This is a genomic window from Candidatus Magnetaquiglobus chichijimensis (assembly GCF_045865675.1).
Taxonomy (GTDB): Bacteria; Pseudomonadota; Magnetococcia; order Magnetococcales; family Magnetaquicoccaceae; genus Magnetaquiglobus; species Magnetaquiglobus chichijimensis.
Map to the genome: position 1 here is coordinate 63,339 of NZ_BAAFGK010000001.1, position 23,017 is coordinate 86,355.

21 protein-coding genes and 1 tRNA gene are annotated in these 23,017 nt (G+C 63.1%); 15 read left to right on the plus strand and 7 right to left on the minus strand.

Annotated features, from left to right (window positions below):
- Positions 1–199: 199 nt before the first annotated feature.
- Entirely contained in the window at positions 200–928 is a 729-nt protein-coding gene (locus tag ACOY6C_RS00265; protein ID WP_420903470.1) for a M48 family metallopeptidase, read from the plus strand.
- 45 nt (positions 929–973) lie between these two features.
- On the opposite strand, the gene rsmB is transcribed toward ACOY6C_RS00265, so the two are convergent.
- Positions 974–2,371: a 16S rRNA (cytosine(967)-C(5))-methyltransferase RsmB gene (gene rsmB, locus ACOY6C_RS00270; RefSeq protein WP_420903471.1), complete on the minus strand. Its 1,398-nt coding sequence runs from the start codon at positions 2,369–2,371 to the stop codon at positions 974–976.
- 216 nt (positions 2,372–2,587) lie between these two features.
- On the minus strand, positions 2,588–4,120 hold the full coding sequence (locus ACOY6C_RS00275) for a zinc-ribbon domain-containing protein (protein WP_420903472.1): 1,533 nt from the start codon (positions 4,118–4,120) through the stop codon (positions 2,588–2,590).
- 319 nt (positions 4,121–4,439) lie between these two features.
- Between ACOY6C_RS00275 and ftsE the strand changes: the two genes are divergently transcribed.
- From ftsE to ACOY6C_RS00295, 4 genes are all read left to right on the plus strand, one after another.
- Positions 4,440–5,129, plus strand: coding sequence for a cell division ATP-binding protein FtsE (ftsE, locus tag ACOY6C_RS00280; RefSeq protein ID WP_420903473.1), 690 nt, complete (start codon positions 4,440–4,442; stop codon positions 5,127–5,129).
- Positions 5,126–6,103 (plus strand): permease-like cell division protein FtsX, encoded by a 978-nt coding sequence (ftsX, locus tag ACOY6C_RS00285; RefSeq protein WP_420903474.1) that lies wholly within the window; start codon positions 5,126–5,128, stop codon positions 6,101–6,103. Before ftsE ends, ftsX begins: the two co-directional genes overlap by 4 nt.
- A 245-nt stretch (positions 6,104–6,348) precedes the next feature.
- A complete protein-coding gene (gene gcvH / locus ACOY6C_RS00290) occupies positions 6,349–6,753 on the plus strand; it encodes a glycine cleavage system protein GcvH (RefSeq protein WP_420903475.1) in 405 nt (134 codons plus the stop codon).
- A 91-nt stretch (positions 6,754–6,844) separates the two neighbouring features.
- Positions 6,845–6,919: transfer RNA gene (locus tag ACOY6C_RS00295), tRNA-Val, on the plus strand.
- A 290-nt stretch (positions 6,920–7,209) separates the two neighbouring features.
- Here the strand turns inward: ACOY6C_RS00295 and ACOY6C_RS00300 are convergent.
- The 5 genes from ACOY6C_RS00300 to ACOY6C_RS00320 all read right to left on the minus strand — a co-directional run bounded on the left by ACOY6C_RS00300 (position 7,210) and on the right by ACOY6C_RS00320 (position 11,065).
- Positions 7,210–7,836 (minus strand): hypothetical protein, encoded by a 627-nt coding sequence (locus ACOY6C_RS00300; RefSeq protein ID WP_420903476.1) that lies wholly within the window; start codon positions 7,834–7,836, stop codon positions 7,210–7,212.
- 140 nt (positions 7,837–7,976) lie between these two features.
- Entirely contained in the window at positions 7,977–8,441 is a 465-nt protein-coding gene (locus tag ACOY6C_RS00305) for a universal stress protein (RefSeq protein WP_420903477.1), read from the minus strand.
- A 37-nt stretch (positions 8,442–8,478) separates the two neighbouring features.
- A complete protein-coding gene (locus ACOY6C_RS00310) occupies positions 8,479–8,610 on the minus strand; it encodes a hypothetical protein (protein WP_420903478.1) in 132 nt (43 codons plus the stop codon).
- A 9-nt stretch (positions 8,611–8,619) separates the two neighbouring features.
- Positions 8,620–10,305 carry a YeiH family protein gene (locus tag ACOY6C_RS00315; RefSeq protein WP_420903479.1) on the minus strand — a complete coding sequence of 562 codons (1,686 nt, stop codon included), beginning with the start codon at positions 10,303–10,305 and terminating at the stop codon, positions 8,620–8,622.
- A 292-nt stretch (positions 10,306–10,597) separates the two neighbouring features.
- On the minus strand, positions 10,598–11,065 hold the full coding sequence (locus ACOY6C_RS00320) for a rhodanese-like domain-containing protein (protein ID WP_420903480.1): 468 nt from the start codon (positions 11,063–11,065) through the stop codon (positions 10,598–10,600).
- A 550-nt stretch (positions 11,066–11,615) separates the two neighbouring features.
- On the opposite strand from ACOY6C_RS00320, the gene ACOY6C_RS00325 reads away from it, so the two are divergent.
- The 10 genes from ACOY6C_RS00325 (at position 11,616) to pnp (ending at position 23,008) form a co-directional block, all read left to right on the plus strand.
- Positions 11,616–12,212 carry a ribosome maturation factor RimP gene (locus tag ACOY6C_RS00325; RefSeq protein ID WP_420903481.1) on the plus strand — a complete coding sequence of 199 codons (597 nt, stop codon included), beginning with the start codon at positions 11,616–11,618 and terminating at the stop codon, positions 12,210–12,212.
- Positions 12,213–12,262: 50 nt separating this feature from the next.
- Positions 12,263–13,765, plus strand: coding sequence for a transcription termination factor NusA (gene nusA, locus ACOY6C_RS00330; protein ID WP_420903482.1), 1,503 nt, complete (start codon positions 12,263–12,265; stop codon positions 13,763–13,765).
- A 1-nt stretch (position 13,766) separates the two neighbouring features.
- A complete protein-coding gene (locus ACOY6C_RS00335) occupies positions 13,767–14,654 on the plus strand; it encodes a DUF448 domain-containing protein (RefSeq protein WP_420903483.1) in 888 nt (295 codons plus the stop codon).
- Positions 14,655–14,801: 147 nt separating this feature from the next.
- Positions 14,802–17,858 carry a translation initiation factor IF-2 gene (gene infB, locus ACOY6C_RS00340; RefSeq protein WP_420903484.1) on the plus strand — a complete coding sequence of 1,019 codons (3,057 nt, stop codon included), beginning with the start codon at positions 14,802–14,804 and terminating at the stop codon, positions 17,856–17,858.
- Between the two features lie 182 nt (positions 17,859–18,040).
- Positions 18,041–18,658 carry a coiled-coil domain-containing protein gene (locus tag ACOY6C_RS00345; RefSeq protein ID WP_420903485.1) on the plus strand — a complete coding sequence of 206 codons (618 nt, stop codon included), beginning with the start codon at positions 18,041–18,043 and terminating at the stop codon, positions 18,656–18,658.
- Between the two features lie 78 nt (positions 18,659–18,736).
- Positions 18,737–19,024, plus strand: a complete 288-nt coding sequence (locus ACOY6C_RS00350; RefSeq protein ID WP_420903486.1) for a DUF503 domain-containing protein — start codon at positions 18,737–18,739, stop codon at positions 19,022–19,024.
- Positions 19,021–19,404, plus strand: coding sequence for a 30S ribosome-binding factor RbfA (gene rbfA / locus ACOY6C_RS00355; RefSeq protein WP_420903487.1), 384 nt, complete (start codon positions 19,021–19,023; stop codon positions 19,402–19,404). The genes ACOY6C_RS00350 and rbfA overlap by 4 nt, the downstream gene beginning before the upstream one ends.
- A gap of 3 nt (positions 19,405–19,407) precedes the next feature.
- Complete coding sequence (truB, locus tag ACOY6C_RS00360) at positions 19,408–20,343, plus strand: tRNA pseudouridine(55) synthase TruB (RefSeq protein ID WP_420903488.1); 936 nt, start codon at positions 19,408–19,410, stop codon at positions 20,341–20,343.
- A 49-nt stretch (positions 20,344–20,392) separates the two neighbouring features.
- Positions 20,393–20,662, plus strand: coding sequence for a 30S ribosomal protein S15 (gene rpsO / locus ACOY6C_RS00365; protein WP_420903489.1), 270 nt, complete (start codon positions 20,393–20,395; stop codon positions 20,660–20,662).
- A 267-nt stretch (positions 20,663–20,929) separates the two neighbouring features.
- Entirely contained in the window at positions 20,930–23,008 is a 2,079-nt protein-coding gene (gene pnp / locus ACOY6C_RS00370; RefSeq protein WP_420903490.1) for a polyribonucleotide nucleotidyltransferase, read from the plus strand.
- Positions 23,009–23,017: the final 9 nt, after the last annotated feature.

Consider the following 23,017-nt stretch of genomic DNA (forward strand, 5'->3'; position numbering starts at 1 on the left):
CGCCAGGATTATCCGGATGACGTATCCGGATGTGGCGGGTACTATAGCGGTTCGCTCCCGCTTGAGAAAGTGCCACGAGGAAAAAAATGACCACGACCATCCATCAGCGGCTGTTTGGTGATTCCATACATGGAATCACCAAAGGTCCTGCACGAATCGAAAAAATCGATTCGCGCATTGCTGCGCAATCTGGCGGGCCATGAATGGCCCGCGTCGGCTGTTTGGCAGGTGCCAAACAACCGCTCAGGTGCGACTGCCGGAGCTGACCGTACACTATGCGCTGGTTCGCCATCCGCTGCGCAAGCGGTTGGCGCTGCGCGTCACGGCGGAAGGGGCGATCGAGGCGCGGGCGCCGATGCACATGAGTCAGGCCACGGTGGAGCGGTTTCTGCGCGATCAGGCGGCCTGGTTGACCGAACAGCTGGCGCGCTGCCGATCGCACCCCCCGACCCGTCCGGTGCTGGCCGACGGCGTTCTGATCCCGCTGCTCGATGAGCGCCTGGTCTTGCGCGTCGCCGGAGAGGGGATCACCCGCGCCCGACGGGTGGGAGACGAACTGTGGCTTCCCGTTCCGCTCTCTGCGGATGGGCTGGAGCTGGCCCTGGAGCGGTGGTATCGCCGTCGCGCCGCGGAATACCTGCCGGAACGGCTGGCCCACTGGGCCACCCGCATGGGGGTCACCTGGCGGACGGTGACGATTCGCGGTCAGACCGGTCGCTGGGGGAGTTGCTCGAGTCGCGGCGCCATCAATCTCAACTGGCGCCTGATGCGTCTGCCTGTCCGGCTGGTGGATTACGTGCTGGTGCACGAACTCTGTCACCGCTTCGAGATGAACCATTCTCCGGCCTTCTGGGAGCGCGTCGCCGCCGTGCTGCCGGATTGGTCGCATCTGCGGCGTGAGCTGCGGAGGTACCCGATCGCGGGTTGAGTGTTTCAAAGCAACGGATCGTCAGATATACAAAAGATAAGCGGATCAATCCGTTCTGTCATCCGCTGACCAAGCCTGTTCGCGCTGCAGGCGGGCGATGAAAAAGCCGTCCATGTCGTGCAGGGCCGGCTCGAAACGAAGATCCCCTTCAGGCATCAGGGCCGAGGCGGGCAGATCGGGGGTGTCGGGCGGGATCGGCACGCGTTGCCAGTCGGGATGGCGCGTCAGAAAGGCCTCGATCTGTTCGCTTCCCTCTTCCGGTTCCAGGGAGCAGACCGCGTAGACCAGCAGCCCGCCCGGAAGCAGTCGTGCGGCACACGCCTCCAGGATCCGCTTCTGCGTTTCGGCCATGGCAGCCGGATCTCCGGCCTGGCGGCGCCAGCGGATCTCCGGATGACGCCGGATCACCCCGGTCGCCGAGCAGGGCAGATCCGCGAGAATCTTGTGAAACCGCCGTCCTTCCAGAAGCGTCGTCTCCGCGGCATCCCCGGTGATGATCTCCACCCCGTCAACCCCCAACCGGGTCAGATTCTCCCGCAGGGTCCGCAACCGTCCCGCGTGCGCATCGACCGCGCAGATCCGTGCCCGGTTTTGCGTCAGGGCGGCCAGATGGGCGGTTTTTCCTCCTGGCGCGGCGCAGAGGTCCAGAATCGCCTCGTCCGGGCGGGGATCGAGCAGTCGGGCCGGCCATTGGGCGGCGCCATCCTGCACCAGAAACCACCCTTGCGCGTAGCCGGGCAGAGCCTCGATCGCCGGGGCTTCCGTCACGATCACCCCTTCGGGCGCGTGGGGATGGGGTCTGCCGTGTGCGCCGAGAGCGGCCAGCAGGCTCTGTCGGTCGGTTGCCAGGGTGTTGACGCGCAACGTGAGTGGCCCGGGGTGTTGATTGGCCGCCAGGCGTGCGCGGGTGGTGGTCTCGCCTGCGTTTGCCAGCCAGCGGGATACCAGCCAGGTGGGATGGGAGAATTCGGTCGCCAGTTGGTTCAGCGGATCGGTCCGGGAGGTTGGGATCGCCTGTGGATCAACTTGTGTCGCCGCGCGCAGAACGGCATTGGTGAAGCCGGCCAGGGGGCGATCCGGGGAGGTTTTGATCAGGGTGACCGCTTCGTCGATGGCGGCATGGGGTGGCACGCGCAGGAAGTGGATTTGATAGAGCGCGGTGCGCAGGACCGCTCGGGTCAGGTGTTTGTTGGCTGCCAGGGGGCGGGTGAGGCAAAGGTTCAGGATGGCGTCGAGCAGACTGAGGTTGCGCAGGGTGCCGGCGGCGATCTCCAGGGCGAAGTGGCGATCGCGGGGTGGAAGTTGGGAGAGTTGCGATTCGTCGAGGCGCAGGGCCAGGCCATCGCGGCAGACCCGTTGCACCGCCAGGGCGGCCAGACGGCGGGCGGTGATCGGGTGGGTGTTTCGGGATGTTTGGGAGGGTGTGATCGATGCGGTGGTCATGGGGGCCGTGGAGCGAAGATCCCCACTGTTGCGGGGATGACATGGGGATCGAGCCGGTTTGGTGACGGCCTCGCGAGGGGCCAGACTCCGTATGGCGGGATTCACGGGCAATCAACGGAAGGAGGGGCCGACAGGAATCACGGATCCAGGATGAAGACGACTCGGCACGGTCACGGGATGACGATCACCCCGTGGCCGGGTCCAATGCGGGATTCATCATGATTTCTTGTCGTTCGGCGCGGCCCTTTCCTTGTCCGGCAGGGTCTTTTCCCTGGTGATCATCCCCTTGCCATCGGGCAACAGCAGCTGCAAACGGAAACGGACGCTCTCCGGCGGCGGCTTGACGAACAGAATCTGATAGGCGGCGGTCTGGCCTGGCATCATTTTGCTGACCTTCAGACGCTTCTCCTCGCTTTGCAGGCCGGCCATGGTGCGCAAGGCCGCCTCGCTGCTCTCGTCCAGGGATTTGTCATCCACCACCCGACCCACGTACCCCAAGGCCGAGGTCAACTCCTTGCCCTCGGCATCCAGCAACACCACCCGGATCGCCGGCACATGTTTGACCAGACGGCTGGTGTTGGCCATCTCACCGGAGATCAGCAGCACCATGCCATGCGGATAACGACGCCACTCACCCTGGGCAGAGTGGAAACGGTAGTCGCTGAACAGATCGAAGCGCTTGTAGGTCCACCAGTCGGTCTGGGCGAGCAGACCCACGCCAAGAGCGATCAACAGAAACACCGACAGGAACCAGAGCCGACGCGCGCCCGGTCCCCCTCCGGACACGGGCTCCTCCACCGTCTCCTCCTCGACGGTATCATCGATCAGATTGGGTTCCACTTTCACGAAAGTCTCCTTTTTCGGCTCCGACTTGACCGGCGCGGGTGGCGGCGGTGGAGGTGGCGGAGGCGGTGGCGGCGGTGGGGGTGGTGGGGGTGGTGGTGGGGGTGGTGCTTGCTTTTCTCGTGCCAGTCTTGCAAGTTCCAACTCCCTGGCCGTGGGTTTGCCCAGGGCCAGTCTCCCCAACGACCCGACGACGGTTTCGGCGTCATCATCCACATCATCGACCGGAGGAGGGGGTGGCGGTGACGCGACGCGCGCCGGAGCGACCGGGGGCGGGGGAGGGGGCGGTAACGCCTCCTCCTCTTCCAGCTCCTCTTCCAGCTCCTCTTCCGGCTCGGCTTGCAGATAGGTGTCGATCAGACCGCTCCGGGCAGGCGCCGACTCCTCTTCCATGTCGCCGGAGAGATCTCCCATCAACCCACCGAAGGCTTCGTCCGCGGAGATCTCCTGGGCGACCGGTTGCGCCTCGCGGGTGGTGGCATCCGCGTCGGAGGGACCAAAGGCATCCATCACCGGGATGTCGCCAAACGCATCCAGATTGATATCCTCTTCCTCGATGATCTCTTCCGGTTCGGGCAGGTCCGCTTCGCCGGGCTCGGCTCCCTCTTGAAAAAAGCGGGCCGACTCCTCGGCGGGCAACTGCCTGAAATGTTCGGTCTGGTGGTCTGTCGCGCTCTTCGAGGCGACGCCTCCGGCAGGAGTCCGGGTGGTCTCACCACCGCGCACGGCCTCGCCGGCGCGCGCATCCGACCCGCGTACCGTTTCGCCCTTGGCGTCGCGACTCTTGGGCGGCGGCTGAAAAAAGACCGCCTGACACTGGGAACACTTCAGCTTGCGTCCCGAAGGACGCAGGATTTCGTCATCGACGTCGAATTGCGCGCGACAACTTTCACATTGAACGATCACGTTTCGACTCCACGATCGGAAAGCCGCCAGACAAAATAGCACGATCCTACTATACGGAATTCTCGCGTGCGAAACAACGCAACCCGGTCAACATATCGCCTGAACCCGCGGGATGGGATGAGAATCCTTTCCAGGCACCCGTTTGAGGCGGTCCGCAAGGTGTGGGAGCGCGTGACAACAGAGATCCACCTCTCCAGTCATCCGCTTGAGGCGGTCTGCGTGGACAACCAGAGCTTTGATTTAACGAAACGGACTTGTGATCCGACCTGGGAAACGATACCATGAAAAATGACTGCCAATCCATCGTGTTCACGGTGCCATGATCCAATTTCACAACGTCACGCTGCGCTATCCCACCGGTCACGAAGCCTTGAAACGGGTCTCCTTCCGTCTGCCCAGGGGATCGTTTCACTTTTTGACCGGTCACTCGGGCGCTGGCAAGAGTTCGGTGCTGCGCCTGATCTACCGGGCCGCGTTCCCCTCGGAGGGATCGGTGCTGGTGGATGGTCGCGACGTGGCACGCCTGACCCGCGGTCAACTGCCGGCGCTGCGTCGCGGGATTGGGGTGATCTTCCAGGACTTCAAGCTTCTCTACGACCGGTCGGTCTTCGACAACGTGGCCCTGGCCATGGAGGTGGCCGGTCACGAGCCGGCACGCATTCCCGGACAGGTGCGCCGGGCATTGCAGAATGTCGGCCTGCTGGAACGGATGCATCAAAACCCCATCACCCTCTCGGGCGGTGAACAACAACGCCTGGCCATCGCCCGCGCCACGGTGAACCGTCCACCCCTGGTGATCGCCGATGAGCCGACCGGCAATCTCGACAAGGAGATCGGACGCCACATCATGGCGCTGTTCGAGGGTCTGCATCGGCAGGGAACCACGGTTCTGGTGGCGACGCACGATCTGGATCTGGCCGCCGAACTCGCCCATCCCCGCCTGGACATGCGCGATGGCGCCCTGTTGCACACCGCGCCGCAACCCATTTCCGATGAGGATGCCGCATGATCCGGCCCTCTCCCCATTCCGGCGACGCAGGCTCACCCCCCGGCGCGCCGGCCCGGATGCCCCCAGGGGGATATGGCCTGTTCGCGCGGATTTTCCACGCGCGTGCCATGAAACAGGCGTGGCGTCCATTTGCCGAGCGCTCGCTCTCCCACTGGACCACCAGTCTGGTCATTGCCCTGGCCTTGACCATTCATGGTCTCTTTTCGTTGTTGCTGGTCAACGCCAACCTCGCCTTGACCCACTGGGAAGATGACAATCTGGTGACGGTGTTCATGCGTCGCGGGGTGGAGCGTGAGCAACTGATCCAGGTGGGCAAGCTGATCAAGGGTCACCCAGGTGTCGCGGAGATGACCATCATCCCCCCCAAGGAGGCGGTGACACGACTCAAAACCATGCTCGGCGACGAGGGCGCCCTGCTCGATGAGCTGGATGAAAATCCCCTTCCCTATTCGCTGGAGTTCCGCATGGTCCGTTCCGTTCCCGCCCAGACCGAATCCCTGGCCAAGGAGATCGGCGCCATGCCGGGTGTGGAGTCGATCTCCCATGACCAGCAGTGGGCCGAACGTCTTGCCGCGTTGATTCGTGCGATCCGTTTTCTGGGCAACGCGATTTCGCTTTTGTTGCTGCTGGCCGTGGGACTGATTGTCTCCAACACGATCAAGCTCACCATCATCGCCCGCCGTGACGAGATGGAGATCATGCGCTTCCTGGGCGCGGACGATGCGTTCATCCGGGCGCCTTTCATCTACGAGGGGCTGTTGCAGGGGATCCTGGGCGCGTGTGGCGCCCTGTTGTTCACGAGCGCGCTCCATTTGGGCGCGCGCGGGGCGATTCTGGAGATCGGGCAGAGCTTCGGCATGACCGTGCAATGGGCCTTTCTGCCCTGGACGCAGCTGTTGCTGATCGTGCTGATCGGGGCGATACTGGGTCTGGCGGGCGCGATTCTTTCGGTGTCGCGTTTTCTGGATGTCTGAGTCTGGCGTTTTTTGGCGCGGCTCCGAATCAAGGATTGCCTTTGGCCGCTGAATCGGACCATAATTGTCTTCTCTAGCGTGGAACGCCCGCCAGGGAGGTCCACGGTCGGGGGTGAGTTTTTTTTGCCCCCATTATGCCAGTTTACTGGAACTCCCAAAGGGAGCTCCATGGTACGGGGGGTGAGGGGGGTCTTCCCCCATCCTGTAAGTTATACGACTCGAACCCATGACGAGGATGGAACGCCATGTCAGAGATTGGAGAGATTCCACGGGATTTGCGTTACAGTCGGGAACACGAATGGGCGCGTGTTCTGGACTCCGAAGTGGAGGTCGGCATCACCGCCTACGCGGCTCACGCCTTGGGGGATGTGGTGTTCGTGGAGTTGCCGAAGGTCGGAACCCGTCTGGAGCAGGGCAAACCGTTCGGCGTGGTGGAGTCGGTCAAGTCGGTCTCCGACCTCTTCGCGCCGGTGAACGGCACGGTGAGCGCGATCAACTCGGAGTTGGAATCCGCGCCTGAGCGGGTCAACGAGGCCCCCTACGCCGAGGGATGGATGATCCGTCTGCGTCCGGATCAACCCGATACGGTGAACGGAATGCTCTCCGCGGACGACTACCGGACAATGCTGGAGAGCGACAGCCACGGCTGACCCGATCCGGCCAAAGGGTGCGTGCGCCAACCCGTTTGGGAGGGGTTGACCGGCTCCGAAAAACCGGTTAGTATATGTGGATTCGCAGCACGGGCGGTTAGCTCAGGGGGAGAGCACTACCTTGACACGGTAGGGGTCATAGGTTCAAATCCTATACTGCCCACCATTTTTAGATGTAAATCAAACGGTTGGCTATATCTGTAGCCAACCGTTTTTTGTTGGGTGCCGGGGTGTGATCCAAAATGATCCATCTTGTGTGTGCCTCACTCCGGCCTGTGCATGGATGAGGAGCTTCACGGCGTCATTTTTGGCAGGCGTTGGCTCCAGAATCGCCAACGCCTGCTTGACCTGTTCCGGCGCCGGATGGCCCGGGCGTTCCGTGGAGCGGATCGAACTTAAGCCGCGAGAGGCTTTTTCCGTCTCCGTCTCCGTCTCCGTCAACGGTGCATGGCATGGTCAGAGTCCAGTGAGTGCCATCCCGCCCAGCATCAGGGTCAATACCAGCCATTCCAGAACTCCGCTCCAGACCAGCAGCCGGACGATGCGTCTGGTTGATGGTTTCAATCCTGGCAACCACGCCAGATACCAGCGACAAACAGGGATCCACCCCAGGCGGGCGTGCCAGAACAGGTGACGCCGTACCGCGCGACCCCATGGGATCAGGCTCGGGTCGATCGCGCGGGCGCGGGCTTCTTGTGCCGGGGGCTGGTCGGGGAGGGGGTGATAGTGTTCCGTGAGGGTCAGGGCCGAGCCCTGATCGTCGTGTTCCCGCCGGGTGATCTCCAGTGCTCTTTTCCAACCCGAATCGTAGGTTAGCAACCAGCCATCCGGTATTGCCGAGCAAGTGATCTGGCAGGTGGTATGCTGGTCGTTGGCTTCGTTGAAGGCGTGCAGGTGGGCGCGCCATTCCGGTTGCAGCGGGTTGGGGTCGGCTTCCCAGCGATCCAGGCGCAGGGTGGGGTTCAGGCCGAACAGGCGGCGGGGATTGGTGTCGATGAACTCTGCCAGTTCGGTTGCGGTGAGCCACGGGATGGAGACCGTGACCCAGTTGCGGTTGTCGGATGGGGGAGGTGGTTGGTCCATGGTGGGGTGAGGTCGATGGGTGATGGGAGGGGTTCTGCTGGCGGGGGGCCGGGCAAGGCCCCGAGGTTTTGAATGGGCCTGGCGCTTCGGGGCGCCGCTTTCCGTATGTGAACCGGAGACCTTGGCCACCCCGTAACGGTTTACCCGCGGCTTCCCTCCCACGGCGCGATCAGCAACGGTACCTCAAGCCCCCGCGCCAACCCCTCGATCCGTACCCGATCCCGAAACCCCGGCACCCCTCCAGGTCGCCGCGGCCCGATCACCATCATCGTCGGACTGATCTCCGTGGCCACGCGCAACATGACCTCGGTCACATCCCCCTGCCGCAAGAGCGCACGATAACCAAGCCCGGAAGCCAGACACCGCTCCCGAACCCCAGCCACCACCACCTGGGCCTCTTCGGACAGGAGATTCTCCAGATAGGAGCCGAACGCATCCCGCGTGGCGGCGTTGTTCAACCAGTCGTCCCCCATCATCCCTTCCCAAAAGGCCGGCACCACCAACAGATGCGTGACGCGCGCCTGCAACAGAAGCGCCATGCGCACGGCCAAGGCCTCGGCACGTCGGGCCCCCGGCGTGCCGTGATGGGCCAACAACAGGTCCACGCCCGCATCCAATCGCGTGGATGCGGGCGTCCCGCCATCACCCATGTCCGATCACCAGCAACACGCCCACGGCAATCACCAGAGCCGCCACCAACGCGGCGATATCCTCCAGACGGTCGCTCTTGAAGATCGACAGCGCTGAACCACGATCAAAAGAAGGGTGTTCCATGCCGACACCTCACACGGTTTTGGAGACAAAAAGCAAGACCACGATCAAGGAACCCACCGCCTTGATCAACCCCACCACCGATCCGATCACCAGCGGCGTGCCCCCAGCCTGACGAAGGGCATGACCGGTGATCTGCATGCCGAGTCCGATCAGACCCAGCGCGAACAACCAGGCGATCCAGTCGCGATACGCCTTGATGACCGGCGAGTCGTGCCAGGCGGCCTTGCTGGCGTTCTCCAGAACGCCCCGGGCGGCACCGTCCAGTTGCGGGATCTTGGCCGCGGCCTTGAGAAGGTTGTCCTGATCACGGGAGGTGAGCTTGCGGTTGGCGATGAGATCGGAGAGGGCCTTTTTCTCCTCCGGGGTGCGCATCTTGGGGAGTTCACTCTCCAGGAGCCTGGCCTGTTTGGGCTTGAGGAGTTTCTCCTCCTTGATCTTGTCGCCGCTGAAAAATTTTCCTTGATAATGGTCCGCAGGCGCGAAGATGCCCAGGGAACTCAAGGCGAACATCAGGATGAATCCCAGCACGAAGATCGGGAATTTGCTCACCAGCACATGCACCAGATCCACCTGGGTGGCGCTCTCCTCGTGTTTGACGTACCAGGCGGCCAGCCACAGCACGATGATCGGCAGGAACAGGACACGGGTGATGTTGAAGATTTCGGCGACCTTGAGGGTTTCGATCCCCTCGGGATCGAAGGCAAGGGCGGCGCCCGCCACCTGGGCAGAGTTGAGGATGCCGGTTCCGGCCCAGGCGCCGAACTGAACCGGCGTCATGTGGAACAGATGGCCGACGGTGGGGAAGATGAACATGCACATCACCCCCCAGGCCAGGATGGTGCCGATGGTGTAGGCGATCTCGGCGGCCTTGGCCTGGACCACCGGCGCGGAGGCCACGGTGGCCGAGACGCCGCACACCCCCATGCCCGCGGAGAGGACACCGGTCATGGAGTTGCTGGATTTCATGCGCCGCCCCATGAAGAGCACGATGCCGACCGAGCCCAGCACGAAGATGCCGATCAACACCACGCTCAAGGCGCCGAGCTGGGCCAGTTCGGCGGCGGAATAGAGGGTGCCCAGCAGGATCACGCCGGTTTTCAGGAACAGGCGCGACAGGCGCACGCCGTTGGCGGCCCAGGCGGGAATGCGCAGCACGTTGACCACGAAGATGCCGATCAGGATTCCCAGCACCACGTAGTTGAGGTTGAAGATCTTGGCGAAGTCCCAGGAGAGGGCGCCGGAATCCTTGACCGCCTTGCCCCAGTTGGCGAAGAGCGGGTCAAGCCCCCAACGGACCATCAGGGCGATGATCATGATGAATCCCACCCCTGGAATCGTGGAGACGATGTAATCCAGATGTCCGGGTTTCGGGCTCCAGGCCAGGATGAACAGACCCGCCAGAGTGAAAAAGCCGCCGAAGATGAAGGAGAGTTTGGCCTGGAACGCTTTTTCCTGATCGAACTTGGATTTCGGCATGCGCAGGGTCGGAGCGGGTTTTTTCTGCGCCTGGGCCAGTTCGGCGGCGACGCGCGATTCGGCTTCGTGCTTCTCCTTGACCGAGACGTGATCCTTGAAGGCCGACTGTTGCAGCGAGGATTGCAGCGTGTCCACCATGCCCAGATGGTTCAGGCCGCCCCACAGCAGGATGAGCAGGCCGATGATCAACAGCGCGGGCGATTTATGGGTATAGATCATGATCAAGACCTTATCTTTAAGGGGTTACGATTCTGGTCCCCTGCATTTGGCGGGGTCCAGGGGCCATTGGCCCCTGGTGGGATCCAAGGGCAAAGCCCTTGGGACTCTTTGTTTGCCTTTCGCGCGCGTTGATCGGAACAAATCGTGCAAATGCGCGGTCTCAATGTGCTCTCTCCGTTGTCCGCCAGGGCCATGGAGAGGGCGAATGACTCGCCGGGGACTCGCGGTCCCCCGTCCCCTGCCATGGTGGGGGTCGTGAATCGTTACGCTTTGGACAGGGTGGATCCGCGCGTCACTCGATCGGCAGCTGACGGGCTTTCCAGTCCGGGAAACCGTTGCGATACCAGTGGAGATTCTTGTAGCCCTCCCGCGCCATGACGGTGACCAGCTTGAAGGATTTCCAGCAGCTGGCGGCGTTGCAGAAGACCACATAGGCTTTTTGCTTGTCCGGCATTTTGCTCAGATCGTACTTGTCCTTGGTGGCGTCGAACTGGACATCCTTGGCGCTGGTCTCCGGATCGTAGGGCACGGAGATCGCCCCCTTGATACTGCCATCGACGAACTCGGCGGCCTTGCGGGCATCGACCACGATCGCCCCCTCGGCCTGGAGTTTCTGAACCCCATCGGCCTCGACCAGATTGACCCCGGCGGGTGGCGTGGTCGGAACCTGCGGCGGATCGCTGGCGTGGGCCGTGCCGATCAGCAGGGTGAGGGCCAGGACCAGACCTTGAATGAAGCCAATGGGACGAATGGCGGGCATGTTCTCCTCCTTGGAACCAGAATGATTATTTTATTCATGAAGGGAGTGCCCACGTCTGGCGGGCATCCTTGAGAAGAGTATAGGCCCTTCGCGTCTGATTTCAATGGTGGGAAAGCGGGCTTCGCGCGGTTATGGCGTGCGTGCGTTTTGGGCGTGGGGATGTGGATGTCACCCCGGAGTTGGGTGGATTCGTGGAGATCGTGAGGAAGCGCCTGCTCCATCCGCGTTGAAATCCAAGGATCATGGAGCCTTTCCCGCAGGCAGCGGACCAGGAAACGCCACGCGGACGGGAACGGATTCCCGAAACGGGAGGATAGGAAGTTTTATCACGCGCAAGGTACTTGCCGGGGAGAAAATTTTCGGTTATCCTTGGCTTTTAGGTGGAAAGGGGCTATAGTTCCCTCGACTGATTCGCGGATGGAGTGGGAAAAGTCGGCTATGCCGGCTTTTTTGGTTTCTCGGGCTGGTGAATCGCACGGTTTTAAGCAAGCCATCCGAGCCATCAAGTCCGAACAAGGCTTTCGATCGTCCAGACAAAGGTTGGCGTGGTTTGACCGAATCTTCCGAAATTCAACCGATCCGGCTTACCCTGGCCGAGCAGCTGGAAAAACTGGCCAGCGAGGCTGCCGTCGCCGAGGGGTGCGAACTGGTCGGCGTGGAGCTGCACTCCGAGACCGGGGGACGCCTGATTCGCGTTTTTCTCGACCGCCCGGAGGGTGGCCTGCGCATCGCCGATTGCGAGGCGGTCAGCGAACGGCTGTCAGGGCTGATGGATCTTCACGACCTCATTCCAGGCCGTCACCGCCTGGAGATCTCCTCGCCGGGCTTGACCCGACCCCTGAAACGACGCGAGGAGTTCAGCCGCTTCAAGGGGCGTCTGGCCGTGATCCATGCCGTTGTGGCGCCAGGAGAGGTGACCCCCGAGCTCCCACCGGTCGCCACGGAAAAAGGGCCGGGTCGCAAGCCGGTGGCGGGCGCCAACCGGAAGATGGTCAAGGGCACGCTGCAAGGCATGGAAGAGGATGACGTGCTGATCGACGTGGGTGATGCCCGGCAGCGCATCCCCTTCCGCCTGATCGCCAAGGCCCATCTGGATTTTGAGTTTAACCGTGGAACTCCCGAAGGGAACTCCACTGGTGGGGGGTGAGGGGATTCTCCTCCCATCGAAAATATCAGCCATAGCACCGGGTGTCATTCATGAGTGTTGAAATCGTACAGATCGCCGAACAACTGGCCAGGGAAAAGGGCATTCCTCGTGACATCGTCATCGAGGCCATGGAAGATGCCATCCGTACCGCCTCCAAACGCAAGTACGGCGCCCACAAGAACATCCAGGTGACCTTCGAGGGCAAGTCCGGCGAGTTCAAACTCAATCAACTCCGCGAGGTGGTCGAGAACGAGGATGCGCCGGGCTACGAGGGTCCGGATACCCACATGTTGCTCTCCGAGGCGCAGAAACTCAATCCAACCGCCAAAGTGGGCGATTTTCTCGCCGAACCCCTGCCGCCGATCGAATTCGGGCGCATCGCCGCCCAAACCGCCAAGCAGGTGATCGTCCAGAAGGTGCGCGAGGCCGAACGCGACAGCGTTTACCGCGAATACATCGATCGCAAGGGCACCCTGGTCAACGGTCTGGTCAAGCGGGTGGAACGCAACAACATCTACGTGGATCTGGGACGCGCCGCCGCCTTCCTGCCCCACGAGCATCAACTGTTTCGGGAGCACTACCGTCCCGGCGACCGCATCCGTGCCTACATCCACGAAGTGCGCGACGTGCAGCGCGGTCCGCAGATCATCCTCTCCCGCACCGCGCCGGAGATGGTGCCCAAACTCTTCGAGATGGAGGTGCCGGAGATCTACGACGGCATCGTCGAGATCCGCGCCGTGGCGCGGGATCCGGGCTTCCGCAGCAAGATCGCGGTGCGCTCCAACGACGCCCATGTCGATCCGGTCGGCGCCTGCGTCGGCATCCGCGGCTCCCGTGTCCAGGGGGTGGTGACCGAACTGCAGGGCGAACGCATCGACATCATCGAATGGTCGTCGGATCCGGCGGTCTTCGTCTGCAACGCCCTGGCGCCCGCCGAGGTGATGAAGGTGGTGATGGACGAGGACGAAAGCCGCATCAAGGTGATCGTGGACGAGGATCAGCTGTCGCTGGCCATCGGACGGCGCGGCCAGAACGTCCGTCTGGCCTCGGAGCTGACCGGCTGGAAGATCGACATCATCACCGAGCGCGAAGAGGCGGAAAGCCGCGTCGAGGAGTTCGGAGCGATTGCCCGCGAGTTCATGGAACGGCTCGATCTCGACGAAGAAGTGGCCACCTCGCTGGTTCAGGAGGGGTTCACCACCCTGGAGGAGGTGGCCTACGTGCCCCTCGAGGAGCTGGCCGGCATCGACGGCTTCGACGAGGAGATCGCCCGCGAACTGCGTACCCGCGCCCGGGATCAGCTGCTGCACTCGGCCTTGGAGAACGAAGAGCGCAAGGCGGCCTTGTCGGTCGATCCGCGCATCTCCCAGCTGCGTGGCCTGACCGATACCATGGTGATCGCCGTGGCCGAGAAGGGGATTACCCAGCTGGACGATCTGGCCGATCTCTCCACGGACGAGTTGTTGGATATGGTCGGCAATGGCCTGAGCCGCAAGGATGTGGAACGGGTGATCCTGCAGGCGCGCGAGCTGGCGGGCTGGTTCGAGGAGTGAGGTGACCGCCCCGGATCGCGCGGATCGGAACGCGAGCCCCCCCCGGAAACGGGAGAAGCCGCGTCACCGGTCGGCTGAAAAGGAGAGTCGGGAGCGTTCGAACGACGCCGGTCGGGCCGGGAGCGGTCGGGCCGAGGTGTCGCGGGCCGGGAGTCGGGCTGGGAGCGGTCAGGCCGAGGTGTCGCGGGCCGGGAGTCGGGCCGAGGTGTCGCGGGCCGGGAGCGGGCGCGAGGCTCCGAACGTCGGAACGCCGCGCGTGGAGGCGACGGAGGCCGCTGGGGTCGGCGAGGGCGTGACGGGCTCGCGACCGATCGGTCGGGAGGCGCGCGACTCCCCCTGGCGGCGTTGCGCGATCAGCCGCAACCGGCGTCCCAAGGAGCAGTTGTTGCGTTTCGTGATCGATCCGGGCGGTCGTCTGGTCGAGGATGTGTCCTCCTCCCTGCCTGGACGCGGCATTCATGTGCTGCCGGATCGAAAACGGGTGACGGCGCTCATGACCCGGCATAAAATGGGTCGCGACGAGGTGGATGTCGTGCTGACACGTCTGGCCGGGGCACTGGAGCGGCGTTTGTTGGACGGCATCGGACTGGCGCGGCGTACCGGCGGGTGTCGGGTGGGACTGCGCGAGTGCGAGGAGTGGATCCGGCGCGGGGCCCGTCCGCTGATCCTCATGGCCGAGGATGCCGTGGGTCTGCGCGAACGGCTGGAGCCGTTGGGCGCCCCGCACGGGGGGATCGAGATCGTCCGGGTTCCGGGAACCGAACGATTGGGGGCCTTGTGGTCCGGTCGGACGGTGGTGGTGATCGCGGTGTTGCATTCGGGTGTTGGTGCGCGGATTCGTGCCGACGCCGCCCGATGGTGGAGTTTTACGCGCGCGGATGCGGGATGATGGCCCATGAACGCGACGGCATGCTGGTGCTTACGAAGGAGTTTTACGCGCGCGGATGTGGGATGATGGGGTGGGTTTGGGGTTGTTCCCCCCGGCACGGCAAGGCGCGCGAAGTGGCCGGGTTGAGACGTTTAAACGACGATGCCGATGGGCATCGCACTGGTGGAGAAGGTTCGGTTGAGCGACTTGAATGACAACGATGGCGATGGCGATGGTTCGCGGTTGACCTTGAAGGCCCCGCGCCGCATTGTGCTGCGCAAAACGGTGGAAGGGGGCTCCATCAAGCAGAACTTCTCCCATGGCCGCAGCAAGAGCGTGGTGGTGGAGGTTCGCAAGAAGCGCACCTTCGTCAAGGGTTCGGGCGATGAGGTCGATGGCCTGGATGTGGTGCGCGAGGAGGCGCAACTCAAGGAGAATGCGCGCATGGGCGCGGCATCCTCTTCGGTCGCCTCCGCGACGGATCCGGGCAAGGACCGCAAGCATCAGATTCTGACGCCGATGACCCCGGCGGAACGGCAGTCGTTCCAGGAGAAGCAGGAGCAGCAGGAACGGTTGGCGCGCGAACAGGCGGAACAGGAACGTCTGGAGGCCGCACGGCGCCGTCTGGAGGCCGAACGACAAGAGGCGGAACGATGCGCCGCCCGTGAGCGCGAGGAGACCGAGCGTCGTCTGGAGGCCGAGCGGCAGGCCGCGGCGGCGGTCGTCGCGCCGGTTGTCGAACCGACCCCTGAGCCGACCCCCGAGCCGACCCCCGAGCCGGTGAAACCAGAGCCCGAAGCGGTTGTCGAGCCTCGTCTGGTGGTCAAGCCCGCCGCGGACAAACCCAAATCCGAAATCAGGCCATCGGGCCTTGCCGCCACGGTGCGCATCGAGGCCGTCCGGCCCCGCGAGCCTGTCGCGACCAAGCCGGATGTGGCTGCCACCCCGCCCGCTTCCCGCGCCGCCACCCGCGAAACGTTGGTCCGTTCCACGGCCCCGCGTCCGGCCACGCCGGTTGCGTCCGTCGCGCCCCTGGTTTCCGATTCCGCCGAGGAGATGGTGGCCGAGGAGCCCAAGCCGCTGGTGCCGCCCCGTGAGGAGAATCGCAATCTGACCCGAGCCCAACGGGAGGATCTGGCGCGCAAAAAGACCGAATTGCTGGTGGCCAAGCGGCTCACGCAGCTCAACGAGTTGCGCGAACAGAAGCGGCTCATCGACGAGCGGCGCGCGGTCGAGGCCGACACCACCACCAGTGGCGATGGCAGTGGCAGTGGCGATAGCGCCTCCCGCGAGACCCTCAAGAGCAAGGGCAAGCGCAAGGGTGGCAAGAAGGTCACGGTTCCGAACCTGCCGCAGGAAAAGCAACTCCCCATGCGTGGCAAGACCCCTCTCATGGGGACCAAGCCGATGGCGCGTCGCGGTGCTGTGGGTCGTTTCGACATGCCGGCTCCGCAGCCGGTGCTGCGTGACGTGATCATCCCCGAGGTGATCACGGTGGGCGAGTTGGCCAGCCGCATGGCGATCAAATCCTCCGAGGTGATCAAGCGGCTCATGGCCCAGGGGATGATGGTGACCATCAACCAGGTGCTCGACCAGGATACCGCCGTGTTGGTGGTGGAGGAGCTGGGGCACCGTCCGAAGACCATCTCCGAGGGCGCAGCCATCGAGGCCGAGCTGGCCGACAGCAACGATCTGGACAAGGATCTCACCATCCGTGCCCCGGTGGTGACCATCATGGGTCATGTCGATCACGGCAAGACCTCGCTTCTGGACGCCATCCGCAAAACCGATGTCGCGGCGCGGGAGTTCGGTGGCATCACCCAGCACATCGGCGCCTATCAGGTGTTGATGGAGAATGGGGCGATGATCACCTTCCTGGATACACCGGGTCATGCGGCCTTCACGGCCATGCGTGCCCGTGGCGCCAAGGTGACCGACATCGTGGTGCTGGTGGTGGCCGCCGATGACGGTGTGATGCCCCAGACCGTGGAGGCGCTCAACCACGCCAAGGCGGCCAAAGTGCCGATCATCGTGGCCATCAACAAGATCGACCGTCCGAACGCCAATCCGGACCGGGTGATGCAGCAGCTCTCCGATCAGGGTCTGATTCCCGAGGCGTGGGGTGGAGAGACGATCTATCTGCAGGTGTCGGCCAAGGCCGGAATCGGCATCGAGAGCTTGAAGGAGATGATCCTGCTCCAGGCCGAGGTTCTCAATCTGCGCGCCAATTTCGGCAAGAAGGCCCGCGGGTTCATCATCGAGGCCAAGCTCGACAAGGGGCGTGGCGCGGTGGCGACCTGTCTGGTGGCCAACGGCGTGTTGCGGGTTGGCGACATCTTCGTGGTCGGTTCGGAGTGGGGCAAGATTCGCGGTCTGCTCAACGACAAGGGGCACTCCGTCACCGAGGCCCCGCCGGCCACCCCGGTGGAGGTGATCGGTCTGTCGGGCGTGCCGTCGGCGGGGGATGATCTGATCACCGTTCCGGACGAGCGGCGCGCCAAGGAGATCGCGGCGTTCCGCATGCGCAAGAACAAGGAGCTGGAGCTGGCCAAACAGATCCCCACCACCAAGCTCGACGATCTGTTCGACCAGATCAAGCAGGGCGAGATGGAAGAGGTGAAGGTGGTGATCAAGGCCGATGTGCAGGGTTCTCTCGAGGCCGTGTCCGATGCGCTGCTCAAGATCACCCACGAGAAGATCCGCGTCAACATCATCCACACCGCCGTGGGTGGCATCACCGAGTCGGACGTGATGTTGGCGGTGGCCTCGCATGCGTTGGTGGTGGGTTTCAACGTGCGGGCCGATGCCAAGGCGCGCGAGCTGGCCAAGCGCGAGCAGGCGGATATGCGGTTCTATTCGGTGATTTACGATCTGGTGGACGACATCACCAGCGCCATGGAAGGGAAGTTGTCGCCGATTCTCAAGGAGGTGACGTTGGGACGCGCCGAGGTGCGCGAGGTGTTCCGCATCACCAAGGTGGGTTTGGTGGCCGGTTGCATGGTGCTGGATGGATTGATCCAAAAGAGCAATTACATCCGTTTGCTGCGCGACGAAGTGATCGTGTATGTTGGGACCATTCACGCCTTGAAACGTTTCAAGGATGATGTGCGCGAGGTGCGTGAAGGGACGGAGTGTGGCATCAGTCTGGACAAGTTCACGGATCTGAAGACAGGGGATCTGTTGGAGGCGTTCAGTCGCGAGGAGGTCAAGGCGACCATCGGGTGATGCGGCGTGCATGAGAGGTCGTGATGCGGCGTGCTTGAGATCGTGGTTTCGATTGCCTGAGCGCCGGGGGTTTTTTGCAACAGCGGAACTCCCGCGCGTCTCCATACGGATTGGGTGGACGGAATCGGCCTGAATCGGCTAGAGTATTCGGGAAGATCACCTTCTGTGGGGAGTACGTCGCCATGTCCGGTCTTGTCGCCACTTTTGATACCCACAAATTTGTCAAGCAGATGGTTGCCACCGGCTTCACCGAGGAGCAGGCGGAAACCCAGGTGGCACTGCTGACCGATATTCTCAGCTATCAGCTTTCCACCAAGGCGGACATCTTTCAGATGGACACGCATGTGCTGGAGTTGCAGCGGGATATCAAGTCCCTGGATGCCGGGATCGAGACCGTTCAAGCCGATCTGAAACGCGACATCAAGGAGCTGGATGCCAGGATCGAGACCGTTCAAGCCGATCTGAAACGCGACATCAAGGAGCTGGATGCCAGGATCGAGACCGTTCAAGCCGATCTGAAACGCGACATCAAAGAGCTGGATGCCAGGATCGAGACCACGCGAGCCGATCTGCAACGGGACATCGAGGCCACGCGCGTTGGATTGCAACGGGACATCGAGGTCGCCAAGTCCGAAACCATCCGATGGACGGCTGGGATGTTCGCGGCCCAGACCGCCCTGATCATCGGCGCCATGTTCGCGGTGATGAAGTTTTCGCAACCCGCGTTGGCGCCGGTCAGCCCGTCACTCCCCCTGAGTGCCCCCCTGACGCAGACACCCCCGCCGGGGTTGGGAAGGTGATGCGTTCCGCATGTTGAGTCCGTGGTTTTTGCTTGGGACCGGCGAGGGGTGGACGCATCCCTTTCACGGAGCCTGCCCATGATGCGGGTCGGCGTTCTCGAAGTGCGGCTGGAGTTGCCCGGCGTGCGCTCCCTGAAAGAGAAACGCGGCATTGTCAAGAGCCTGCTGGAGCGTATCCGCCACCGCTTCGAGGTGGCCTGCGCCGAGGTGGACGAACTGGACCGCTGGGATGGGGCCGGGTTGGGGTTTGCCGCGGTGGGCAACGAAACGGCGGCGGTGCAGAGTCGCTTGCAGAAGGTGGCCAACTTCATCGAAGAGGATGGCGAAACGGTGATGATCGATTATCGACTGGAGATCGTGACGTGAGTGTGCGGGTGGATCGGGTGCGGGGACAGATCCGCAAGGAGCTGGCCGCCATGCTGCAACGGGGCGAGGTGCATGATCCGGGTCTGGCGCTGAGCATGATCTCGATCACCGATGTGGAGCTGAGCCGCGATCTGCACTATGCGGTGGTCTACTTCACGGTGATGGGACAGGAGGTCGGCGAGGTGATGTCCGCGTTGCAGCGGGCCTCGGGGTTCATGCGCGCACGGGTGGCCAAGGCCCTGGGTTTGCGACTGGCGCCCGAGCTGCGTTTCCAGCCGGATCAGTCGCTCAACCGCGCCGACGCGATGGAACGGTTGCTGAAAAGTATTCATATTCCAGAGGAAAAGCCGGGCGAGGGAGACACCCAGGCGGAGGCATGATCGATGGGGCAGGGAAAGCGTTCAAGGAGTGCCGGCCCACACGGCTGGGTGGCGATCCACAAGGAGGTGGGCATGGCCTCCACGCGGGTGGTGGAGCGGGTTAAACGCATCATCCGGGCGGGGCGGGCCGGACATGGGGGGACGTTGGACCCCTTTTCGGAAGGGGTTCTGCCCATTGCTCTCGGCGAGGCGACCAAAACCCTGGCCTCGGTGCTCGATGGCGACAAGGCCTACCGCTGCTGGGTGCGGTTGGGGTCCGAAACCGATACCGGGGATCCGACCGGCCAGTTCATCCCCGGAAACACCAACTTTCCGGATCGGGCGACGGTCCTCGAAACCATTGCCCGCTACCAGGGGGAGATGGATCAGATCCCGCCGGCCTATTCGGCCATCCATGTGGATGGGGAACGGGCCTACGATCGGGCGCGACGCGGCGAAACGGTGGAACTTCCGGCACGCCGGGTGGTGTTTCACGCGGTGGAGCTGGTGGAGTACGCCGGGGATGGTTTGATCATCCTGGACGTGCGCTGCGGCAAGGGAACCTACATGCGCGCCCTGGCCCGGGATCTGGGTCGGGAGTGGGGCTGTCTGGCCCACCTGGAACGATTGCTGCGTACCCGGACGCTGGGTTTTGATCTCTCCGATTGCCTGACGCTCGATGAGCTGACCAGGACGGTCGCCGAGGGACGTTTGAATGAGGTGCTGTTACCCGTGGATCGGGCGCTGGACGACATCCCGGCGTTGCGATTGCGGTTGGAGGCCTGGAGCCGTGTCTTGAGCGGTCAGGCGGCGTGGATCGACGCGGATGGGGTGGAACCGGGAACGGTTCGCCTGCTTTCGCCCGAGGGACACTTCGGTGCCATCGGCACGCTGGGTTCGGGGAGCGATCCCTCGGGCCGGCGATCGTGCACGCCCAAACGGTTGTTCAACCTGACATGAGAGCCACCAGCCATTTTTTTTCATTTCACATCAAGGAAGGAGTTCACCGATGTCGATCACCCAGGAACGCAAGCAGGCCCTGATCTTGGAGTATGCCACCAAGGAGGGGGATACCGGTTCGCCGGAAGTGCAGGTCGCCCTGCTGACCGAGCGGATCAACAATCTGACCGAGCATCTGCGCGGCAACATCAAGGATCACCACTCCCGGCGGGGTTTGTTGAAAATGGTGGGGTTGCGTCGTCGTCTGCTGACCTATGTGAAGGGGCAGAGCAACGAGCGCTATCTGACGTTGATCAAACGGTTGAATCTGCGCAAGTAGCTTTCATGATGGGGGGAAGACCCCTCTTACCCTCCGTCGTGGACCTCCCTGGCGGGCGTTCCACGGCAGCATGAGGGGGGGAACATCCCCATCACCCCCTTGCCGAGGGATGCCCGCGAGGCGCGCCCCGGTCAATCGCGTGGCTCCGGCGCGCGCGCTCCCAAAGAGAATCCGGGCGCCTCTGGCCGGTTGCCTCGCCACCCATACCACCGGACGCGTTCCCGCGTCCGGTGGATTTCACCCCTACCGATGGATAACCAATCAATCATGTTCAATATTTTCAAGAAAAGCGTACAATTCGGCCCGGAGGTGATCACCCTGGAGACCGGTCGCATCGCCCGTCAGGCCGATGGCGCGGTGCTGGTCACCTACGGCGAGACCATGGTTCTGGTGGCCGTGACCGCCGAGAAGGAGCCGCGTCCTGGTATCGATTTCCTCCCGCTTGGGGTCCACTATCAGGAGAAACACTGGGCTGCGGGTCGCATTCCCGGCGGTTTCATCAAGCGCGAGACCCGCCCTTCGGATCGCGAAACCCTGACCTCGCGCCTGATCGATCGTCCGCTGCGTCCCCTGTTCCCCAAGAACTTCACTCTGGACACCCAGGTGGTGGCCACGGTGCTGTCGTTCGACGGCGTGAACAGCGCCGACATTCCGGCCATGATCGGCGCTTCGGCGGCCCTGGCGATCTCCGGCTTCCCCTTCGAGGGACCGATGGGTGGCGCGCGGGTGGCCTATGTGAACGGTCAATACGTGCTCAACCCCACCACCGAACAGATGGCCGAATCGACCCTGGATCTGGTGGTGGCCGGTACTGGCGACGCGGTGACCATGGTGGAGTCCGAGGCCAATTTTCTCACCGAGGATGAGATGCTTGGCGCGGTGATGTTCGGTTTCGAGGGGTATCAGCCGGTTCTCGGTCTGATCCGCGAGTTGGCTGCCGCGTGCGGCAAGCCGCGCATGGAACTCCCTCCGATCGACAAGAACGAGGATGGCCTGCTTGCGGCCTTGCGTTCCGGTTTTGGCGATCGGATGCGCGCGGTGTACGAGATCGCGGACAAGATGGAGCGTCAGAAGAGCGTGGCCGCGCTGAAGGTGGAGGCCGCCGAGGCTCTGGGCGAGGGCGACAAGGCGCGCGCCGCCGAGGTGAAGATGGTCTGCAAGCATCTGGAGTCCGAGGTGATCCGCGAGCGGATCCTGTCGGGCGGCACCCGCATCGACGGGCGCACGCTCACCCAGATCCGTCCGATCGATTGTCAGGTGGGTGTGTTGCCGCGCGTGCATGGTTCAGCCCTCTTCACCCGTGGCGAGACCCAGGCCCTGGCCACCGTGACCCTCGGCTCCAAGCGTGACGAGCAGATCGTCGAGAGTCTGCATGGCGAGAGCCGCGAGCGGTTCTATCTCAACTACACCTTCCCTCCCTACTGCGTCGGCGAGACCGGTCGTCTGGGTGCGCCGGGACGGCGTGAGATCGGACACGGCAAGCTGGCCGCCCGTGCGTTGGCTGCCATCCTGCCCGAGCTGGAGGCTTTCCCTTACACCCTGCGGGTCACCTCCGAGATCACCGAGTCCAACGGTTCTTCGTCCATGGCCACGGTGTGCGGTTCGGTGCTGGCCATGCTGGATGCCGGCGTGCCGGTGAAGTCGATGGTGGCGGGCATCGCCATGGGTCTGGTGAAGGATGGGGAGCGGTTTGCCATTCTTTCCGACATTCTTGGTGATGAGGACCATTTCGGCGACATGGATTTCAAGGTGACCGGCAACGCTCAGGGAATCACGGCGTTGCAGATGGACATCAAGATCACCGGCATCACCCGTGAGATCATGGCGGTGGCGTTGCGTCAGGCTCGCGAGGGTCGTTTGCACATTCTGGGCGAGATGCAGAAGCGCATCGATGCGCCGCGTGTTGAACTCTCGCCCCATGCGCCGCGCATCTTCACCATGAAGATCCATCCGGACAAGATTCGCGATGTGATCGGTTCGGGCGGCAAGGTGATTCGTGGCATCACCGAGGAGACCGGCTGTCAGATCGACATCAGCGATGACGGCACGATTTCGATCTCCTCGGCCAATGGCGAGAGCGCCAAGGCCGCCGAGCGGATCATTCGCGGCATCGTATCGGACGTGGAGAAGGATGCGATTTACGAGGGCAAGGTGGTGCGGATCACCGATTTCGGCGCTTTCGTCAACATTCTGCCGAACAAGGATGGTCTGGTGCACATTTCGCAGATCTCCAACCAGCGCGTGGCCAAGGTTTCGGACGTGTTGAAGGAAGGTGATGTGGTCAAGGTCAAGGTGTTGGACATCGACCGTCAGGGTCGCGTCAAGCTGACCATGAAGGATTTCTGAAGAAGTGGA